The organism is Aquabacterium sp., from assembly GCF_050725395.1.
Classification (GTDB): Bacteria; Pseudomonadota; Gammaproteobacteria; order Burkholderiales; family Burkholderiaceae_C; genus Aquabacterium.
The window spans coordinates 23,120-38,839 of record NZ_JBOHHL010000026.1; the positions used below are offsets into that span (position 1 = coordinate 23,120).

General features: G+C 62.8%; 19 protein-coding genes and 3 tRNA genes. 13 read left to right on the forward strand and 9 right to left on the reverse strand.

Annotation, left to right across the window (positions count from 1 at the left end; translation table 11 throughout):
* Positions 1 to 28 precede the first annotated feature (28 nt).
* Entirely contained in the window at positions 29 to 2,935 is a 2,907-nt protein-coding gene (locus ACREB4_RS15285) for an ATP-binding protein (protein WP_431589091.1), read from the forward strand.
* Between the two features lie 76 nt (positions 2,936 to 3,011).
* Positions 3,012 to 3,296 carry an H-NS family nucleoid-associated regulatory protein gene (locus ACREB4_RS15290; protein ID WP_431589092.1) on the forward strand — a complete coding sequence of 95 codons (285 nt, stop codon included), beginning with the start codon at positions 3,012 to 3,014 and terminating at the stop codon, positions 3,294 to 3,296.
* 8 nt (positions 3,297 to 3,304) lie between these two features.
* Here ACREB4_RS15290 and ACREB4_RS15295 read toward each other — a convergent pair whose 3' ends face one another.
* Positions 3,305 to 3,592: a hypothetical protein gene (locus tag ACREB4_RS15295; protein WP_431589093.1), complete on the reverse strand. Its 288-nt coding sequence runs from the start codon at positions 3,590 to 3,592 to the stop codon at positions 3,305 to 3,307.
* 158 nt (positions 3,593 to 3,750) lie between these two features.
* Between ACREB4_RS15295 and ACREB4_RS15300 the strand changes: the two genes are divergently transcribed.
* A complete protein-coding gene (locus tag ACREB4_RS15300) occupies positions 3,751 to 4,128 on the forward strand; it encodes a hypothetical protein (RefSeq protein WP_431589094.1) in 378 nt (125 codons plus the stop codon).
* 129 nt (positions 4,129 to 4,257) lie between these two features.
* A complete protein-coding gene (locus ACREB4_RS15305) occupies positions 4,258 to 5,025 on the forward strand; it encodes a hypothetical protein (RefSeq protein ID WP_431589095.1) in 768 nt (255 codons plus the stop codon).
* 16 nt (positions 5,026 to 5,041) lie between these two features.
* On the opposite strand, the gene ACREB4_RS15310 is transcribed toward ACREB4_RS15305, so the two are convergent.
* Positions 5,042 to 5,410 carry a hypothetical protein gene (locus tag ACREB4_RS15310; protein ID WP_431589096.1) on the reverse strand — a complete coding sequence of 123 codons (369 nt, stop codon included), beginning with the start codon at positions 5,408 to 5,410 and terminating at the stop codon, positions 5,042 to 5,044.
* Positions 5,411 to 5,527: 117 nt separating this feature from the next.
* On the opposite strand from ACREB4_RS15310, the gene ACREB4_RS15315 reads away from it, so the two are divergent.
* Both ACREB4_RS15315 and ACREB4_RS15320 read left to right on the forward strand, forming a co-directional pair.
* Complete coding sequence (locus tag ACREB4_RS15315) at positions 5,528 to 5,923, forward strand: PRC-barrel domain-containing protein (protein ID WP_431589097.1); 396 nt, start codon at positions 5,528 to 5,530, stop codon at positions 5,921 to 5,923.
* Positions 5,924 to 5,980: 57 nt separating this feature from the next.
* Positions 5,981 to 6,403 (forward strand): PRC-barrel domain-containing protein, encoded by a 423-nt coding sequence (locus ACREB4_RS15320; protein ID WP_431589098.1) that lies wholly within the window; start codon positions 5,981 to 5,983, stop codon positions 6,401 to 6,403.
* A gap of 16 nt (positions 6,404 to 6,419) precedes the next feature.
* On the opposite strand, the gene ACREB4_RS15325 is transcribed toward ACREB4_RS15320, so the two are convergent.
* Entirely contained in the window at positions 6,420 to 7,535 is a 1,116-nt protein-coding gene (locus ACREB4_RS15325; protein WP_431589099.1) for a fatty acid desaturase family protein, read from the reverse strand.
* Positions 7,536 to 7,559: 24 nt separating this feature from the next.
* Positions 7,560 to 8,663 (reverse strand): ferredoxin reductase, encoded by a 1,104-nt coding sequence (locus ACREB4_RS15330; RefSeq protein ID WP_431589100.1) that lies wholly within the window; start codon positions 8,661 to 8,663, stop codon positions 7,560 to 7,562.
* Positions 8,664 to 8,771: 108 nt separating this feature from the next.
* Here ACREB4_RS15330 and fabR point away from each other — a divergent pair, with 108 nt between their 5' ends.
* Positions 8,772 to 9,461 carry an HTH-type transcriptional repressor FabR gene (gene fabR / locus ACREB4_RS15335; protein ID WP_431589101.1) on the forward strand — a complete coding sequence of 230 codons (690 nt, stop codon included), beginning with the start codon at positions 8,772 to 8,774 and terminating at the stop codon, positions 9,459 to 9,461.
* A 6-nt stretch (positions 9,462 to 9,467) separates the two neighbouring features.
* Here fabR and ACREB4_RS15340 read toward each other — a convergent pair whose 3' ends face one another.
* Positions 9,468 to 10,187 (reverse strand): mobilization protein, encoded by a 720-nt coding sequence (locus tag ACREB4_RS15340; RefSeq protein ID WP_431589102.1) that lies wholly within the window; start codon positions 10,185 to 10,187, stop codon positions 9,468 to 9,470.
* 171 nt (positions 10,188 to 10,358) lie between these two features.
* On the opposite strand from ACREB4_RS15340, the gene ACREB4_RS15345 reads away from it, so the two are divergent.
* A complete protein-coding gene (locus tag ACREB4_RS15345) occupies positions 10,359 to 11,474 on the forward strand; it encodes an acyltransferase family protein (protein ID WP_431589103.1) in 1,116 nt (371 codons plus the stop codon).
* On the opposite strand, the gene ACREB4_RS15350 is transcribed toward ACREB4_RS15345, so the two are convergent.
* Entirely contained in the window at positions 11,475 to 11,675 is a 201-nt protein-coding gene (locus tag ACREB4_RS15350) for a hypothetical protein (protein ID WP_431589104.1), read from the reverse strand.
* Positions 11,676 to 11,902: 227 nt separating this feature from the next.
* On the opposite strand from ACREB4_RS15350, the gene ACREB4_RS15355 reads away from it, so the two are divergent.
* Positions 11,903 to 12,193 carry a hypothetical protein gene (locus ACREB4_RS15355; protein ID WP_431589105.1) on the forward strand — a complete coding sequence of 97 codons (291 nt, stop codon included), beginning with the start codon at positions 11,903 to 11,905 and terminating at the stop codon, positions 12,191 to 12,193.
* A 3-nt stretch (positions 12,194 to 12,196) separates the two neighbouring features.
* Here ACREB4_RS15355 and ACREB4_RS15360 read toward each other — a convergent pair whose 3' ends face one another.
* Both ACREB4_RS15360 and ACREB4_RS15365 read right to left on the reverse strand, forming a co-directional pair.
* Positions 12,197 to 12,544, reverse strand: a complete 348-nt coding sequence (locus tag ACREB4_RS15360) for a YggL family protein (protein ID WP_431589106.1) — start codon at positions 12,542 to 12,544, stop codon at positions 12,197 to 12,199.
* A 28-nt stretch (positions 12,545 to 12,572) separates the two neighbouring features.
* Positions 12,573 to 12,662 (reverse strand) — tRNA-Leu (locus ACREB4_RS15365).
* A 148-nt stretch (positions 12,663 to 12,810) separates the two neighbouring features.
* Here ACREB4_RS15365 and ACREB4_RS15370 point away from each other — a divergent pair.
* The 4 genes from ACREB4_RS15370 to ACREB4_RS15385 all read left to right on the forward strand — a co-directional run bounded on the left by ACREB4_RS15370 (position 12,811) and on the right by ACREB4_RS15385 (position 14,648).
* A tRNA-Gly gene (locus ACREB4_RS15370) sits at positions 12,811 to 12,886 on the forward strand.
* Positions 12,887 to 12,983: 97 nt separating this feature from the next.
* Positions 12,984 to 13,057 (forward strand) — tRNA-Cys (locus ACREB4_RS15375).
* Between the two features lie 224 nt (positions 13,058 to 13,281).
* Complete coding sequence (locus ACREB4_RS15380; protein WP_431589107.1) at positions 13,282 to 13,731, forward strand: DUF2834 domain-containing protein; 450 nt, start codon at positions 13,282 to 13,284, stop codon at positions 13,729 to 13,731.
* A 35-nt stretch (positions 13,732 to 13,766) separates the two neighbouring features.
* Positions 13,767 to 14,648: a metal-dependent hydrolase gene (locus ACREB4_RS15385; protein ID WP_431589108.1), complete on the forward strand. Its 882-nt coding sequence runs from the start codon at positions 13,767 to 13,769 to the stop codon at positions 14,646 to 14,648.
* A gap of 9 nt (positions 14,649 to 14,657) precedes the next feature.
* Here the strand turns inward: ACREB4_RS15385 and ACREB4_RS15390 are convergent, their stop codons facing one another.
* On the reverse strand, positions 14,658 to 15,707 hold the full coding sequence (locus ACREB4_RS15390) for a helix-turn-helix domain-containing protein (RefSeq protein WP_431589109.1): 1,050 nt from the start codon (positions 15,705 to 15,707) through the stop codon (positions 14,658 to 14,660).
* Positions 15,708 to 15,720 lie beyond the last annotated feature (13 nt).

The window sequence follows — 15,720 nt, forward strand, 5'->3', positions numbered from 1 at the left end:
TGACCTTCAGTCGGAGCGTCGGATCGACATGAGCTTGAGTCTTTCGAGTCGGGTGCTGTTGCAGGTGGGACTGTTGATGGCCGCCGCCACGGGCCTGACGACCGCCCTCATTCACCGGGCCACCGTGCGCGATGTTCGCGAGTCCACCTCGAGGAACCTGCAACAGGTGGTGGCGGCGCGTGCCGAACTCGACGCCCAGCCTTTTCAGCTCGCACAAGACAACACCCTGCGTCTGCGCGATGCCTGGCTTGGGCGTCTGCGGACGATGGGCCAGACCGACCCGAAAAGCGAGTTCGATGCGTGGTTCGTGAAAGGCGACGATGGCGTCACCCGCATCCGCGCAGACCGCGATGACCACCGGCACCTGCCCAGCGTGGGCTTGCTGGTCGGGGCCCGGGAGGATGCCGCCTTGCGTCGCCAGGTGCTCACCTCTTTCGAGTTGCTGCGCGAATGGGGCCCCTTGCTGACACAGCGCTATTACTCGGCCTACATCACCTTGCCGGGCCAGGGCATCATCATGTACTCGCCCAGCGTGAACTGGGGCAAGCTGGTGGACAAGGACACCAGCGATTTCAACTACCCGCCCACGCGTGTCGCGATGCCGGAGCACAACCCCAGGCGTCTCAGCACCTGGACGGACCTCTACTTCGACGACAAGGCCCGCGCCTGGATGGTGTCGGCCGTGACCCCGATCGACCTGGATGGCCAATGGGTCGGCCTGGCCAGCCAGGACCTGGTCATCGACGAGTTGATCGCCCGAACCATCCGGCCGTCTACCGAGGGGGCCTACAGCATGATCCTGACCTCGCGTGGTGAACTCATCGCGCACCCTCGGCTGATGGACAAGATCAAGGCATCGCATGGCGAACTCCAGGTCAATGCCTTGCAGGACCCGGTGCTGACGGAAATCTACCGCCAGGTCCGGCAGGTGGACAAAGGGCCCGTCGTGAAGGAGTCGGTCGATCCGCCGATGGTGCTGGGCATCGCGCGCATCAACGGGCCCAATTGGTACACGGTGACCGTGTACCCCCGCGAGGTGGTGGACAAGGTGGCCACCAACGCGGCGCGCAACGTGGTTCTGCTGGGCGCATTGGCCCTGATGGCCGAATTGCTGTTGCTGGCCTGGATCGTGCGGCGCCAGATCACCCGGCCGTTGCGGCATTTGCGGATGGCGACGGCCGCCATCGAGGCGGGCGATGCGCCGCGCACGCTGTCCAAGCGCCGGGACGATGAACTGGGCCAGTTGTCCGACAGCTTCAACCTCATGGCCCAGGCGGTGCGAGGCCAGGTCAAGTCCTTGAAGGAAAAGGAATCCTACCTGCGCTTGTTGATCGACACCCTGGCCGAAGGCATGGTGGTGCGCGCGCGCAACCTGCAACTGCTCGACTTCAATGACTCAGCCTTGGCCTTGTATGGCGTGACCCGAGAGCAGGCCACGGCCGTCACCGCCTCTGGCGACCCGGTGCGCTATGGCATCCGGCAGTTCCGGCCCGACGGCAGCGAATACGGCCCCAACGAGTTGCCTTTCCAGCGCATGATGGCCACTGGCGAGCCCGTGCGCGGCGAACTGATCCGCATCCTGCGCAGCGATGGCACGAGCATCTGGGGTTCGGTGAATGTCTCACCCTTGTTCCGCGAAGGTGAGGATGCCCCTTACGCGGGCATGACCGTCATCAACGACGTCACCCGCTACATCTCTGCCGAGCAGGAATTGCGGGCCGCCAACGAAGAGTTGGAGCGGCGCGTGCAACTGCGCACCACCGAGCTGCAACAGGCCAAGGAAGACGCCGAGCACGCCAGCCGTGCCAAAAGCGAGTTCCTGTCCGGCATGAGCCATGAGTTGCGAACGCCCCTGAACGCCATCCTGGGCTTTGCCCAGTTGCTGACCCTGGCCAGGCCGATGTTGAGCGAGGCCGACCTGCACAAGGTGCGTCAGATCGAGGCCGCGGGCTGGCACCTGCTGGAACTGATCAACGAGGTGCTGGACCTGGCCAGCATCGAGGCGGGCGCGGTCGGAACTTCGATGGAGTCCATCGACCTTAACCTGGTGATCGAAGAGACCCTGGAAATGGTCAGGCCCGTGGCCGAGGAGCGCAACGTGGCGCTGCTCAATCGGTGCACCCATGTCCAGGCCAGCTGGGTGCTGGCCGACCGCAAACGGCTCAAGCAGGTGTTGAGCAACCTGCTGTCCAACGGGGTCAAGTACAACCGTTACCAGGGCTCGGTGACGGTCACCCTGGAGCAAGGCAAGGCGGCAGGGCAGGTGGTGCTGGTGGTGAGCGACACCGGGCGGGGGCTCACACCGCAGCAACTGGAGCGACTGTTCCAGCCTTTCACGCGTTTCGAAACCGACGGTGAGGTGATTCAGGGCACGGGCATTGGGCTGGTGATCACACGCCGGTTGGTCGAGCTGATGGGTGGCACCATGACGGTGGAATCGGCCCCGGGACAGGGCTCCATGTTCCGGGTGCACCTCCAGGCCGCCGTTCCACCGGCGGGCGTGTCCGAGAGCCTCGCCATGGTCGATGGGCAATCCCTTTCCTTGCCAGGGGTGATGGCCGAAAGCCATTTGCTGTACGTCGAGGATAATCCGTCCAACGTCGAGTTGTTCACAGGCGTGATGGCCTTGCGCGAAGGCTACCGCGTCGAGGTGGCCACCGACGGACTGCAAGGCCTGGCCATGGCGAAGGCCCAGCCTCCCGATCTGGCGGTGATCGACATCAATTTGCCGGGCATCGACGGGATTGAGCTGTGCCGGCGCTTGAAGAACGATCCCGCGACCCAGCACATTCCCCTGGTCGCACTGAGCGCCAATGCCATGCCCAGCGACGTGGCCCGTGCGTTGCGGGCCGGCTTCGATGTTTACTTGACCAAACCCCTGAACGTGGTTCAGTTATTTGCTGAAATTGACCGCTTGCTGAAACTGCGTGAATAATTACCCGGATCGATTTTCAATTCGATGTTTGAATACCCAGAGAACACCATAGACGTGATTCCATCCTGAGAAAACCATGTTGACCGCAGAACAAGAAGCAGTACTGCGCTCGATCAAAAAACTCCTCGATTTCTGGCAAATATCGCCCGACGAATTGGGCATCGAAGAGTCCACCACGATCGTTCGCAAAGCAGAGCCACCCCCACCTCCGGCGGGGCCCAAATACCAGCATCCCCGCACGGGTGAAACCTGGAATGGCGAAGGCTCCCAGCCTCCATGGATCCGCGAGGCGCTGACCAAGGAGGGCTACACCGTCGACGAGCTGCGCCTGTCCACGCCAGCGCCCGAGCAGGTGTCCTGAAAAAGCCCTCAATGCTTGGGCGAGGCCGGCCTCTTCGCGGGGGGCGCCTTGTCGTCCTTGCACACGGGCGGCTGACAGGCCCCTGGCTGAAGATGCCAGTCCACGTCCTCGGTGCCTTTGGCGATCCTCTTTTCCGCCGACATGGCGGCGCTGGGCGAAATGGGGTCGCTGGCCGGGAATGTTTCATCGAGTGCTTCGTCAAGCAACTCCTGGTAAGTGGGAACCTTCTCGTGAGGCTTGGCGTTCTTGCCATCCAGCCTGGCCGATTCCCTTTGTTGCGCGTGGGTGTTCTTCATGGCGATCCTTTCGTGGGTGCTCGTCGTGCGAGGGATACAACCACGCTGCAAACGGCATTCCTGAAGGAAGTGACTGGATGAAGGCGTGGCGCCAAGCCACGGTGGGAACGTGCATTGCTGAAATTCAGCTCCTTCACGCCATGCACGGGGTTGCCTTCATGAACACGTCCTCTTCGATTTCCTTCGTTCCCCACGCACCGGCTTTCCCGCCGTTGCCAGCCTTGGACACCCCTGCGCTGCGCTTGCCCAGGCGCAAGCCTTTGCGTTGCCCGGACAAGCCGCTTGGCGAGTTGCCCGCTGGCGGCATCCACTTTGGCGGTTCGGTCAGCGTGGGCCACGGCCCGGGTGTGAAGAACAACGATGGCACCGCGGTTGACCGCGGCACCGGCGCGCCTGATTCGAACCTCACCGAAATCGATGCGACGCAGGAGCCGACCACGGGCAAGCGGCCACCCATCCCTTCCAAGACCTCCCAAACTTCTGGCAAGGATGGGTTGTTGCCCGGCACTGGAAAAGGACCAGCTCAGCCACGATGAGTCGCACTGGGGACCAAGGTCGCTTGCTTCTGCGGGAACAGGGATTGCCGGATTTTCTGGCCGGCCTTCCGCCCTCCAAGAGCCAGGTCGGTTGCTTCCAAACCAGCAGAGGAACGAAAGGACAAGACCATGACTCAGCAACGACGCAACGACGAAGGTTTCCGAAACCAGAGCTTTGGCTCTGATGGCCAGCAGCAAGTGGGTGGCCGGTCCAATTGGGACCAGCAGGTTGGTCGTCAAGACCAGCACAGCCAATACAGCGGCGGCGGCTCCCAATATGGCTCGGCGCCATCTGGTGGATCATTGGGCAACCCTTACGGCAATCAGTACCCCCAGGACCAGGGGCAGCGCTTTGGCCAGCAGGTACCTGAGCGCCAATGGGGGCCCGACTCGAACCAAAACCGCCTGCCAGGCGGGAGCGACTACTACGAACGCCAGTTCACCGACCACCATGGTGCTGCTGGAGACCCGTACCGCAGCACTGCTTATTTCCAGAATCAGCAAGGCTGGGACCCGTCGGAGCACCAGGGACGCCATCGCTATGGGGCCCGTGGCTTCGGCGCAACCGGCTTTGGCAGCGGCGACTATTCGGGCCTGGGGGCCTTTGAGGTGGGGTCGCGTTCGAACCCCCAGTTCAACCAGCCACACCACGACCCGCATTACCAGCAATGGCGCGAAGAGCAGCTTCGCAGCTTCGATGAAGACTACCGTCAGTGGCACCAGGAGCGGTACCAAAACTTCTCCAACGATTTCAACGACTGGCGTTCGCGACGCCAGGGGCAGGGCCAGGGCAATGGCGACATCCGCGCATCGTCCGGGGCCGCTGCCGGCAGTGAGGTCGGTGGAGACTTGAGCGATCAAGGCAAATCCAGCGGATCGTCCAAGGGCGGCAAGTGAGCCTCGCCCTTTGAGGTCAGCCGCCCGCCTTGTCCAGCCGTTTGTTGGCCCATTCATTGCCCACTTCGCTTTGAATGGCCCCCAATACTTCGCGGACCACGGCGGGTGGCACCACTGAGGCGAAGCGTTCGTTCAAGGCTTGGTCGGCCAACACCGGTTCGTCGTCGCCCCACAGGTAGTCGTCGCTGCCAGTGCTGTGAGGCACCGCATCGCGTGGATCTTCCAAATGCGTGGCGAACCAGCGCCAGAGCGCTGCTTTCTGGTACTCGGCATTGGCTTGACGCAGCCAGTTGTCATCGGGCTCGTAACGCGAGGCGGTGAGGTTGCCGGCTTCAGGTGGCAGGTCCACCGGGCCGGCTGGCCAGAGTCGGTCTGGGATGTTCATGGCGATCTCCTGAAGAAATATTCACCTTCATCCCAGCAAACGGGATACCGGTCAGTCCTGCTGACTTTGGGCATGGGGCTTGCCGCCCCAAAGAGGTCACAACCTCGAAGCACTGCCATGTTCACCTCCGCCTCAACGTCCTCTTCTTCCTCGCACCACGCTGGCCCCGGGCCCCGCCTCATGACGGCGGCCACGCTGGAAGGCGACAAGGTGGTCAACCTCCAGAACCAGTTGCTGGGCACTGTCCAGGACATCACGGTGGATGTGAGAACAGGCCAGATTGCGCATGTGCTGATGGCCAACGGGGGCATGTTCGGCGTGCCCGACCGTTTGTTCGTCGTTCCTTGGCCGTCCTTGACCTTGGATCCCGTGCGCAAGTGTTTCGTGATGGACATGTCGCTGGACAAATTGGCCCAGGCGCCATCGCTCGACCAAGGGCAGTGGCCTCAACAAGGGGCCGATCCTCAATGGGTGGAGGACCTGCACTCGTATTTCGGTGCTCCACCGCTTTGATGGCCAAGCATGTTGGCTTGGCAAAAATTACAAACTTTTTTCCTGAAGGAGATTCTCATGAACCCCATCTCATCACCCCGCACCCAAACCACGAATGCCAGCCCCACCTATTCGGCGGGCAGTGGCCCAGGCCCCCGGCTGATGACGGCCGACACGCTCACGGGCGACCGCGTCATCAACCTGCAAGGCGAAACCCTCGGCAAAGTCGCCGACATCATGCTGGACGTTCCCCGGGGGCGAATCGCTTATGCCGTCATGGCTTCAGGTGGCTTTCTTGGCCTGGGCGAAAAACTGTTCGCCTTGCCCTGGTCGGCCTTGACGCTTGACCCACAGCGTGAATGCTTCGTGATGGACGCGTCGGCCGAGCGTTTCAAGAATGCGCCTGGCTTTGACCACGACCATTGGCCCTCGAATGCGGAGTTCGACGGGCTTGGCGAGCAGATCCACAGCTATTGGAACTCTCGCAATTACTGGGATTGAGGTCCCGTTCGTCCCTTCAGGCCTGTTCAATGGCGAGTTCGCCATGGGGCAAGGCCTGCTTGGGGCGGCTGGGCCATGCATGGCGCAGGATGCGCCATGCCACCTGGCCCATGTGGCGCGGCAATGAGCCCGTGTTGTAGTGCTGGCCATAACGCGCACAGATGGCCTGGACTTCAGGCGCCATCTCGGCATAGCGGTTGGCGGGCAGGTCGGGAAACAGGTGGTGCTCGATCTGGAAGCTCAGGTTGCCCGACATCAGGTTCAGCAACTTGCCACCCTTGAGGTTGGACGAGCCCTTGATCTGGCGCGCATACCAGTGGCCACGTGTTTCGTTCTTCACGATGCTGCGTGGAAAAGTTTCCACATCGGTGGTGAAGTGGCCGCAGAAGATGATGGTGTAGGTCCACACATTGCGCATGCCGTTGGCGATCAGGTTGCCCAAGATCACCGGCAAGAAGAAGGGACCCGCCAGCAGCGGGAAGATCACGAAATCCTTGAGCAGCTGGTAACGCATCTTCTTGCCCACGGGTTTGAAGTTTTCGCCCAGTTGCTGGCCCGTCATCTTGCCCTTGAAGTAGCGGCCCAGGCGCAAGTCCTGGATGGCCACGCCCCACTGGAACAGCAGTGCGAAGATCACCGCGATCAAGGGCTGGAACAGGAAGAAGGGGCTCCACTTCTGCTCGGGGAACAGGCGCAACAGGCCGTAGCCGATGTCATCGTCCATGCCGTGCACATTGGTGTAGGTGTGGTGGCGGAAGTTGTGCGTCTTGCGCCAGTTGTCGGAGGTGCCGACGATGTCCCACTCGTAGGTCTTGCCCGTCAGGCTCGGATCGCCCATCCAGTCGTACTGGCCATGCATGACGTTGTGGCCCACTTCCATGTTCTCGATGATCTTGGACACACCGAGCATCAGTGTGCCCAGCACGAAAGCGGGTGGGAACAAGCCAGCCATCAGCGTGATGCGGCCTGCGGCTTCCAGGTAGTTGACCAGCTTGACCACGCGGCGGATGTAGCGCGCGTCACGCTCGCCCAGGTCGGCCGCGGTGCGGGCGCGCAGGGCATCGATCTCGGCGCCGAAATGGGCCAGTTCTTCGTCATTGAGTTGGCGGCTGAGGGATGTGCTGGAAGTCATGCTGATCGGTGCTTCAAGGTGAATTCAGAGGTCGAGCGTGAGGTCGGTGCAGGCACGGCTGACGCACAGGCGCAAGGCCGAAGTGGGCACGTCCTCCCGGTCGCCCGTGTGCAGGTTTTGCGTGGTGCCGCTTTGCTTGGGGCAAGAGCAGGTGTTGCAGATGCCCATGCGGCAACCCGAAGGCAGGCGCAAGCCCTGGGCTTCCAGGGCGGGCAGCAAGGCCTCGCCGGCGGGCACTTCCAGAGTGCGACCGCTGAGTGCCAGTTTGATCTGCACGGTGCCGGTGGCGTCGCTGGTGGCCAAGGCGGGTGGCGGGGTAAAAGCCTCGCCCAAGAAGGCGCGGGCCTGGCCCAGGCTCAAACGCCGGGCGGTGTCGACGAAACCGGCGGGACCGCAGGCGTGAACACGGCGTTGAGCCAGATCGGGCACCAGGGTGGTCAGCAACTCGGCGTTCAGGCGTTCGGCGTGTTCGCCGCTCAGGCGCTGCGTTTCTTGTGTGAGCACGAAATGCACCTGGAAGCGGGGCTGGCGTGCGGCCAGGGCACGCAGTTCGGCCATGAAACACAGCTCGGCACGGGTGCGGGCCCAGTAGACGAGGGTGAGCGATTGCGGAAAGCCTGCCTGGTCGAGGGCGCGGGTCAAGCAGATCAAGGGCGTGATGCCGCTGCCGGCCGCCAGGAACAGCAAAGGGCCGTCTTGCGCTGCCGGGCCGTTCTTCAGGCCCATCTCCCCAAAAGCCGGGCCGATTTCGAGCGCGTCGCCCACCCGGGCATGGTGGCCCAGGTGGTTGCTGAGCTTGCCGCCCTCGACTTGCTTGACGGTGATCGAAAGACGCTTGCCAGAGCGGGAAACATGGGTGGGGCTGTAGCTGCGGGTGACGCGGCGTCCATTGACCTCCGCGCTGATGTTGACGTGCTGCCCGGGCTGGATGGCGCCGCAATGGCGGTTGGCCTTCAAGTCGAGTGTGACGGTGCCTTGGGCTTCGATGCGCCGAGCCACGACCCGCGCCAAGGGACGTTCCCATGACCAGGCGGAGTTGATGTGGCCGGCCCAGAAGTCAAACACCGAAGGTTTGACCAGGGGGGCGATCAGTCGGCCGAGGGGGTTGTCTTGGGAACGGGCGCTCACAGGGTCTCCAAAAACAGGGTCTGCCTGCATTGTATTTATTCTGGAACATTTGTCTATACGAGTGTATATTAATGTTTCCCCTATGATGGGCAACCCCTGCAACGCGTGATGACCCCTGTGGACTCCACCCTTGACCTGTTGAACGACCCTGCTGGCGTCCTGCCTTCTTCCGCTGTTCATCTGGGGCGAAAGGCCGTGATTTCGCGCGAGGACATCATCGCGGCGGCGCTCAAGTTGATCGGGCCGCACCGCAGCGTGTCGACCTTGAGCCTGCGCGAGGTGGCGCGCGAGGCGGGCATTGCCCCCAACAGCTTCTACCGGCAGTTCCGGGACATGGACGAGTTGGCCGTGGCCTTGATCGACCGGGCGGGCCGTTCGCTGCGTCAGATCATCGGCGAGGCGAGGCACCGGGCCACCTCCGAGCAAAGCGTGGTCGCCGGCTCGATCCATGCCTTCATGGAGCAACTGCGCTCGGACGACAAGCTGCTGCACATCCTGCTGTGCGAGGGCACGGTGGGCTCCGATGCTTACAAGCAGGCGGTCGAACGCGAACTGAGCTTTTTCGAGGACGAGCTTCGCCTGGACCTGATCCGCTTGTCGGTGGCCAACAAGACGGCGTTGTTCGAGCCTGCGCTCACGGCCAAGGCCATCACGCGCTTGGTGTTCGCCATGGGCGCGTCGGCCCTGGACATCCCGGCTGAGAAGCACGGCGAGTTGACCGCGCAACTCGTGACCATGGTGCGCATGATCATCGTGGGCACGCAGACCATGGCGGCGGCCCAGATCAAGCCGGCCTGATTTTTTTCAGGCCTCGGCTTTGGCCAACTCGGCGTAGGCGTGTTGCAGCCAGGTCTTCAGGCGCTGGCGTTCCATCAGGCCCAATCCACTGGCGTCACCACCATGCTTGGCGGCCCAGAAGCTGACGTTGTTCGCGTCAATTTTCTGCGCCACGTTGTCGTGCAGGTGCTTGACCGAGATCACCTTGGCGCCCAGGGCCAGTGCGCGGTCCTGCTGGCCTGATTTTTCGAGCTGGCCGAAGTCATCGCCCCGCAACTGGTTGCGCACCAGCACGTAGTTCAGCCGGTCGCCGAAGCGGTCGAGCAGGCGGGTCAGCAGATCGACCGAGTCGCGGCCCGAATCCATCACGTGCCAGTACGTGAGCGCGAAACCGGAATCGGCGGCCATGTCCAGCACGCCCGACTCTTCCATCCATTTGACCAGGGGTTCGTGGGTTTGCGCGGCCAGGTCCACCAGCACCCGTTGGCCAGGCTGCTCGATGGCGGCTTCGACGATGTGGTCCAGGGCCTCGTAGCGGTCGATCAGCACCGGGGAGGCAAAGCCGGCGTAGAAGCGAAGCAGGGCGCCATGGGAGCGGTCGGTGTCGAAGCCCACGAAGGGCCACTGCTGGTCGATGAAGTACTGGGCCAGCAGGCGCGAGACCATCGACTTGCCGACCCCGCCTTTCTCGCCTCCGATCAAATGGATTCTGGAGAGAGGCGGCTTGGCTGGGCTGGTGTCGTGCATGGGGTGAACCGAGGTTGATGCGGGGGACAGAGGTGGGGTCATGGTAAACCCGAATCTGCAAAGATCGGGCCGAGCCGCTGACTTTAGACTCGGACCTTTTGGCCAGAGGGCAGGACGATGCGGCGGTTTGGCGGACTGGAAGGGCTCAGGGCCTGGCTGGCGTGGACGGTGGTGTTCAGTCACCTCGCCTCGTTCACGGGCCTGGGACAACTGCTGCCCTGGCTGGCCAAGCCGCTGGGCCAGTTGGCGGATGGCGCCGTCATGGTGTTCACCATCCTCAGCGGCTTCGTCATCACCCACCTGATCCTGGAGCGCCGCGAGCCCTATGGGCCCTACATCGTGCGGCGCTTCCTGCGGATCTACCCGGTCTACTTCGTGGCGCTGCTGGCCGGCATCGCGGGCACCTGCTTGGCCTTCGATGCTTTCCTGGTGCCGCCGTGGGACGAGTGGTCACCGGCCACGGACCGCATGCTCAGGCAGTCGGAAAGTTTGGCCAGTGGCGATGGGTTCTGGCACCTGGCGGCACACCTGTCGATGCTGCATGGGGCCATTTCAAGCCAGGTGCTCTACGAGTCGCAGTACATGTTCCTGGGGCCGGCCTGGAGCTTGTCGCTGGAATGGCAGTTCTACCTGGTGGCGCCCCTGGTGGTGGCGCTGGCCACGCACCGCGCGGGGCAGGTGCTGCTGGCGGGCTCGGCGCTGTGGGCTTACTCGCTGTACTCCCGCGGCGTGTTCGGCGAATTCATGCTGCCCAGCGTGTTGCCAGGGGCGGCGCTTTACTTTGGGGTGGGCATTGCCACGCGCCTGCTGCTCAAGGCGGGCACGGGTTTGCGATCGTATCCACTGGCCTTGTTGATGCTGGCGGCGGGCTTGCTGATGAAAACCTCGGGCCTGGGCCCGGTGCTGGCCTGGGTGGCTTTCGTGTCCATGCTCTTGCTGGAGGGGCGTCCGCCCGACGTGGTCAGCCGCTGGGTGCGCCAGGTCTTTGCATGGGGCTTTGAATCACGGCCGGCGCGCTGGCTGGGTGATCATTCCTACGCGACCTACCTGATCCACATGCCCATTCTGCAAGGGGTGACCTGGGTGTGCGTCAAGCCGCTGCAGTTGGGCTGGTTGCCCACGGTGGCGGTGGCCGTGCTGGTGGCACTGCCGGCCACGGTGGGCGCATCGGTGCTGTTGCACCGGTGCGTGGAGCTGCCGGCAATCCGGCTGGGGCGGCAAGCACGCTGGCTGAAGCCGCCGACTGGCAAGGCGGTCAGCACGGTGAACCAGCCTGCCCAGGGTTAGCTAGACCTTCTTGGACTCTTGCAGGAGCTCTTCGGCCAGGGCTTGGCATTGCTTGGCGGTGAGTGTCACCCAGGGGCCGGATTCGTATTGACCGGGCCTCGTCCCGGGGCTGAGGAAGCGCAGCTTGACGCCTTTGCCGGTCTCGACGGTGGTGTCCCAGCCAGACAGCTTGTCCGGCGATTTGTGTTGCTCTTGGCTCATGCGTGATTCCATCGTTGAGATGGCCTGTTGGGTTTTTGAAAGGCCCGATTGTCTCCGTTTGTGCGTGGGGCTTTGCAACAAGATGTCGGTCCGGTTCAGGCGTCGCGGGCGTGGACATCAGCCTTGTCCTACAGCCAAAGCATCGGGCGTCTGACGGCCAGCATGGTGTTCCAGATCAACAATGATTCCATTGCTGATTCGTCCCCTTGCACAGGAGCTTGAACGCCATGAATGCCCTCGGACTCTATGCTGGTGTCATCTCCCTGGCTTCGTTGGCCGCGACGGTACAGCCGGCAGAAGAGCCCGCGGAGTTGCAGGCAGCATCGGTGATCGCGGGAAGCAAGCGTGACAGCGCATGCCGTTCCGCAGCCTGCGCGCATGGATGGCAGTCGGCCAGCAGGCAGGCCATCTATGACATGGCTGACTGCCGTCCCTTGAGTGACGATCAAAGGGTGATCGACGGGTGCAAGGCGTTCGTCAACGAGTCCTTGCAAGCCAGGCTGGAAAACCAATGGTGATTTTCAGCCTTTGAGCTGGGTCCGCTGTTGGGCTTCTGGCGTGGAGTACCACATGTCGACCAGGCCTGTGGCCGACAACGAGATCACTTCAGTCCTGGCAGCGAGCCACGCCAACACCGCCGAGCGATCGTCTTCTGTGACGCTTTGACGGCCAAGCTTGTCAATGGCGCCACCGGTGGCCCAACCCCCAAAGCTCAAGTTGCGCGTGGCGATGACCTCGCTCAGGAATGAGTCAACAAGGGCTTCGTCGTCTGCATTCTTGGTCAGTTCGGCTTCGAACAGAAATCCCAGTTGCTGGAATTCACCGACGTGCAACTTTTTGCGCAGGCGGCGGCTTCTTGTCTTTGACATGTTGTCTTTCAGAGGGGTTCCAAAGCGGTGGTGCCCCGGACCGGAATCGAACCGGTACGCCGCTTGCGCAGGCGGCAGATTTTAAGTCTGCAGTGTCTACCAATTTCACCACCGGGGCACGGCCCAGAGTGTAAGGCCCACCCCAGGCACTGATGGACGCAGCCGCGTCGCTTTGATGCCATGTTTGCCAACGTGCCCAAAAAAAGTGTATAGTTGCGGTCTTGGTTGATGACTGCGAATTAAAAAAATGAGCAGTTGCAAACAATGCGGGAATAGCTCAGTTGGTAGAGCGCAACCTTGCCAAGGTTGAGGTCGCGAGTTCGAGTCTCGTTTCCCGCTCCAGTCTTTCGATCTGCCCACCAACGGCGGGTCACCAAGAGGGAAGCCCCGTGAAACCACTGGCTTCCTTTTTTTGTACAAAATCACGCAGGTTTTGTAGGGCGCGGTAGCAAAGCGGTTATGCCCCGGATTGCAAATCCGGTTAGTCCGGTTCGACTCCGGACCGCGCCTCCACTCATCATCATTGGGCTTGCCGCTTCTTTGGCAACGCATCCCCCCCAGCACACAGTAAAGCGCCACTTGCTTGTCCAAGGCGCTCAAGCGCGTCGACACGAGTGTTGCGCTGCGCTGTACAGCTCGGCAAGCAGGAGGGTTTCAGGCACAGATTGGCCGGATCGGCACAGCATTGGCGCCCGATGTCAAGGCGTCCGCGGTTCAATGATCACATGGAGAAAGACATGACCTTGAGCCCACGACAAAAACTGCTGTGCTGGGCTTACGCCTTGATCGCCCTGTGGGCGCTGCTGGGCACCTGGGGCCACAACCTGGGCTACATGTCGCTCGGCTTGGTGGGCGCCAACCTGCGCTTCTGGCAGGACACGCTGGTCAACCCGGCCAGCATGTCCATCACGGTGGACATCGCTTTGCTCAGCCTCGCGGTCTGGGTGTGGATGATCGCCGAGGCCCGGCGCCTGCGCCTGCGTGGCGTGTGGTGGTATGTGCTGGCCTCGTTGTTCATCGCGGTCAGCGTGGCGGTGCCGGTGTTCCTGATCCAGCGTGAGCGCGCCAAGGCTCGCCTGGGCGAGGGACGGGGTGACCCTGGGTTGCTGGGCGGGGATTGGGCCGGCCTGGCCCTGCTCGCGCTGGTGGTGGCGGGCTACACGGTCAGGTCTTTCGGATGGTTTTGAGACGGCCGCACACAGGCCATGCCGAGGAGATCCGCATGACGACGACACACGGGCAACGCCCCATCCAGCCGCGCGAGCAGCTCGATTTTCAGCTCGACGACGACATCCCCCGCTTCTGGAACGGGGGAGATCCGTTCAAGACCCGCTTGTTCGATGCGATGTCGCTGACCTTTCCGCTCGGGGAGCGCTACTTCATCAGTGCCGTTCGCAACTACCGCGACCAGGTGGCCGACCCGAAACTGCTGCAGGAGGTCAAGGACTTCACGCGGCAAGAGGCGCAGCATGGCATGGTGCACACGCAGTTCAATGAACTGCTGGCGCGCCAGGGCGTGGCCGTGGCGTTCTCGCAGCGCTTCTTGGACTGGAAGTTCAAGACCCAGCTGAAGCATTGGTCCAAGGCTTTCAACCTGTCCTACACCGCGGCGGCCGAGCACCTGACGGCGATGATGTGCACGACCTTCATCGAGCGCGAGGACATCATCGGGCCCTTCGACCCCCGAATGCGCGCGCTGTACACCTGGCATTCGATCGAAGAGGTCGAGCACAAGGCGGTGGCCTTCGACGTGTTGACCAAGGTGGCCAAGGCTGGTTACTTCACGCGCATCCTCGGGCTGGTGTATTTCAGCATCGAGTACCCCATCGGGGTCATGTACATGGTCAACAAGATGCTCAAGACCGATGGCTTCGGCTTCTTCAAGCGACTGGGCATCTGGGCGCGTGGCTTGTGGTGGCTGTACAAACCGGGCGGTGTGTTCCTGCCCGCGCTGGGCTACTACCTGTCGTATTACAAGCCTGGTTTTCATCCCTGGCAGCATGAAGAGATGGGGCACCACGGTGTGTGGATGGACGCCTTCGAGCGCTCGGGCGATCCGATCGAGGCGTCTGACCGGGTGTTGGCCGCCGTGCGCGCGGCCTGACAAGGCCGTCTAGCGGGCCAGGCCGCCGGTTCGCTCGCGCACCTCGGCGGGTGTGCGGCCCGTGGCCCGCTTGAACGCTCGTGAAAAGCTGGAGGCGTCCGCGTAACCCACCAGCCTTGCGATTTCCTGCACAGGCCGGGCGCTGCTCGTCAGCAATTGCTCGGCGTGTTCGATGCGCAGGGTTTCGATGATCTCGGTCAGCGTGGTGCCTTCGTCCTGCAAGTGCCGGCTCAAGCTGCGGGGCGACAAGGCCAGTTCATGCGCGATGTGCGCGGCCTGCACCAGCGCGCCGCGCTGCAGGCCTGTGCCCACGGCCTGGCGCACGCGCTGCGTCAACGGGGTCAGGCGCACGCCTTGGGGCGCCTGTTTGTGCAGCATGGCCTCCAGGCTGTCGCGGGTGGCGCGGTTGCCGGTGATCAAGGGGCTCTGCAAAGAGTCGTGGGACACCGTGAAGCCCTGGTAGGGCGCATCAAAGCGCACCGGCATGCCAAAAAAGGCTTCGTACTCGGGCCACTGCTCTGAAGGCGGCGCGGCGTGCTTGAAGCAAACCCCCATCACAGGCTGTGCCAGCGAGGTGTAGGGCGCCACGGTGCGGAAGGTGCCCACGACCAACTCCGCCAACAATTCGTTGAAAGGCGTGAAATCCACCACCTGCTCGAACTTCACCACGGCGCTGTTCTGCGGGCCAGGTTGGCGACTCAGGCTGAACACGGGCATCACCAGGGCGTGGTACTGCAGGGCCATGTCCAAGGCCTCGCCCACGGTCTGCGAGGCGATGGTCAACATGCCGAGCATGCCGTGTGCTGTCAACGGGAAATGCTCGAGCACTTGCAGGGAAGCCGGGCGACCGGGCAGGCAGTGGTCCAGGCCAATCCGCATCGAGGTCTGCAACTGGTGTCCATCGATCATGGTGGGCTGGGGGACATCCCGGCTGCCTTGTGGGGGCAGGCCGCAGCGCTCGCGCACCTCGGCCACACGGCCTCCGCGCGCCTTCACCAGCGACTCGGTGATCTCAAGGTACTGAACCGGAAAATGGACGGATTGGAGCGTTCTGAGCATGCTGCATTGTGAC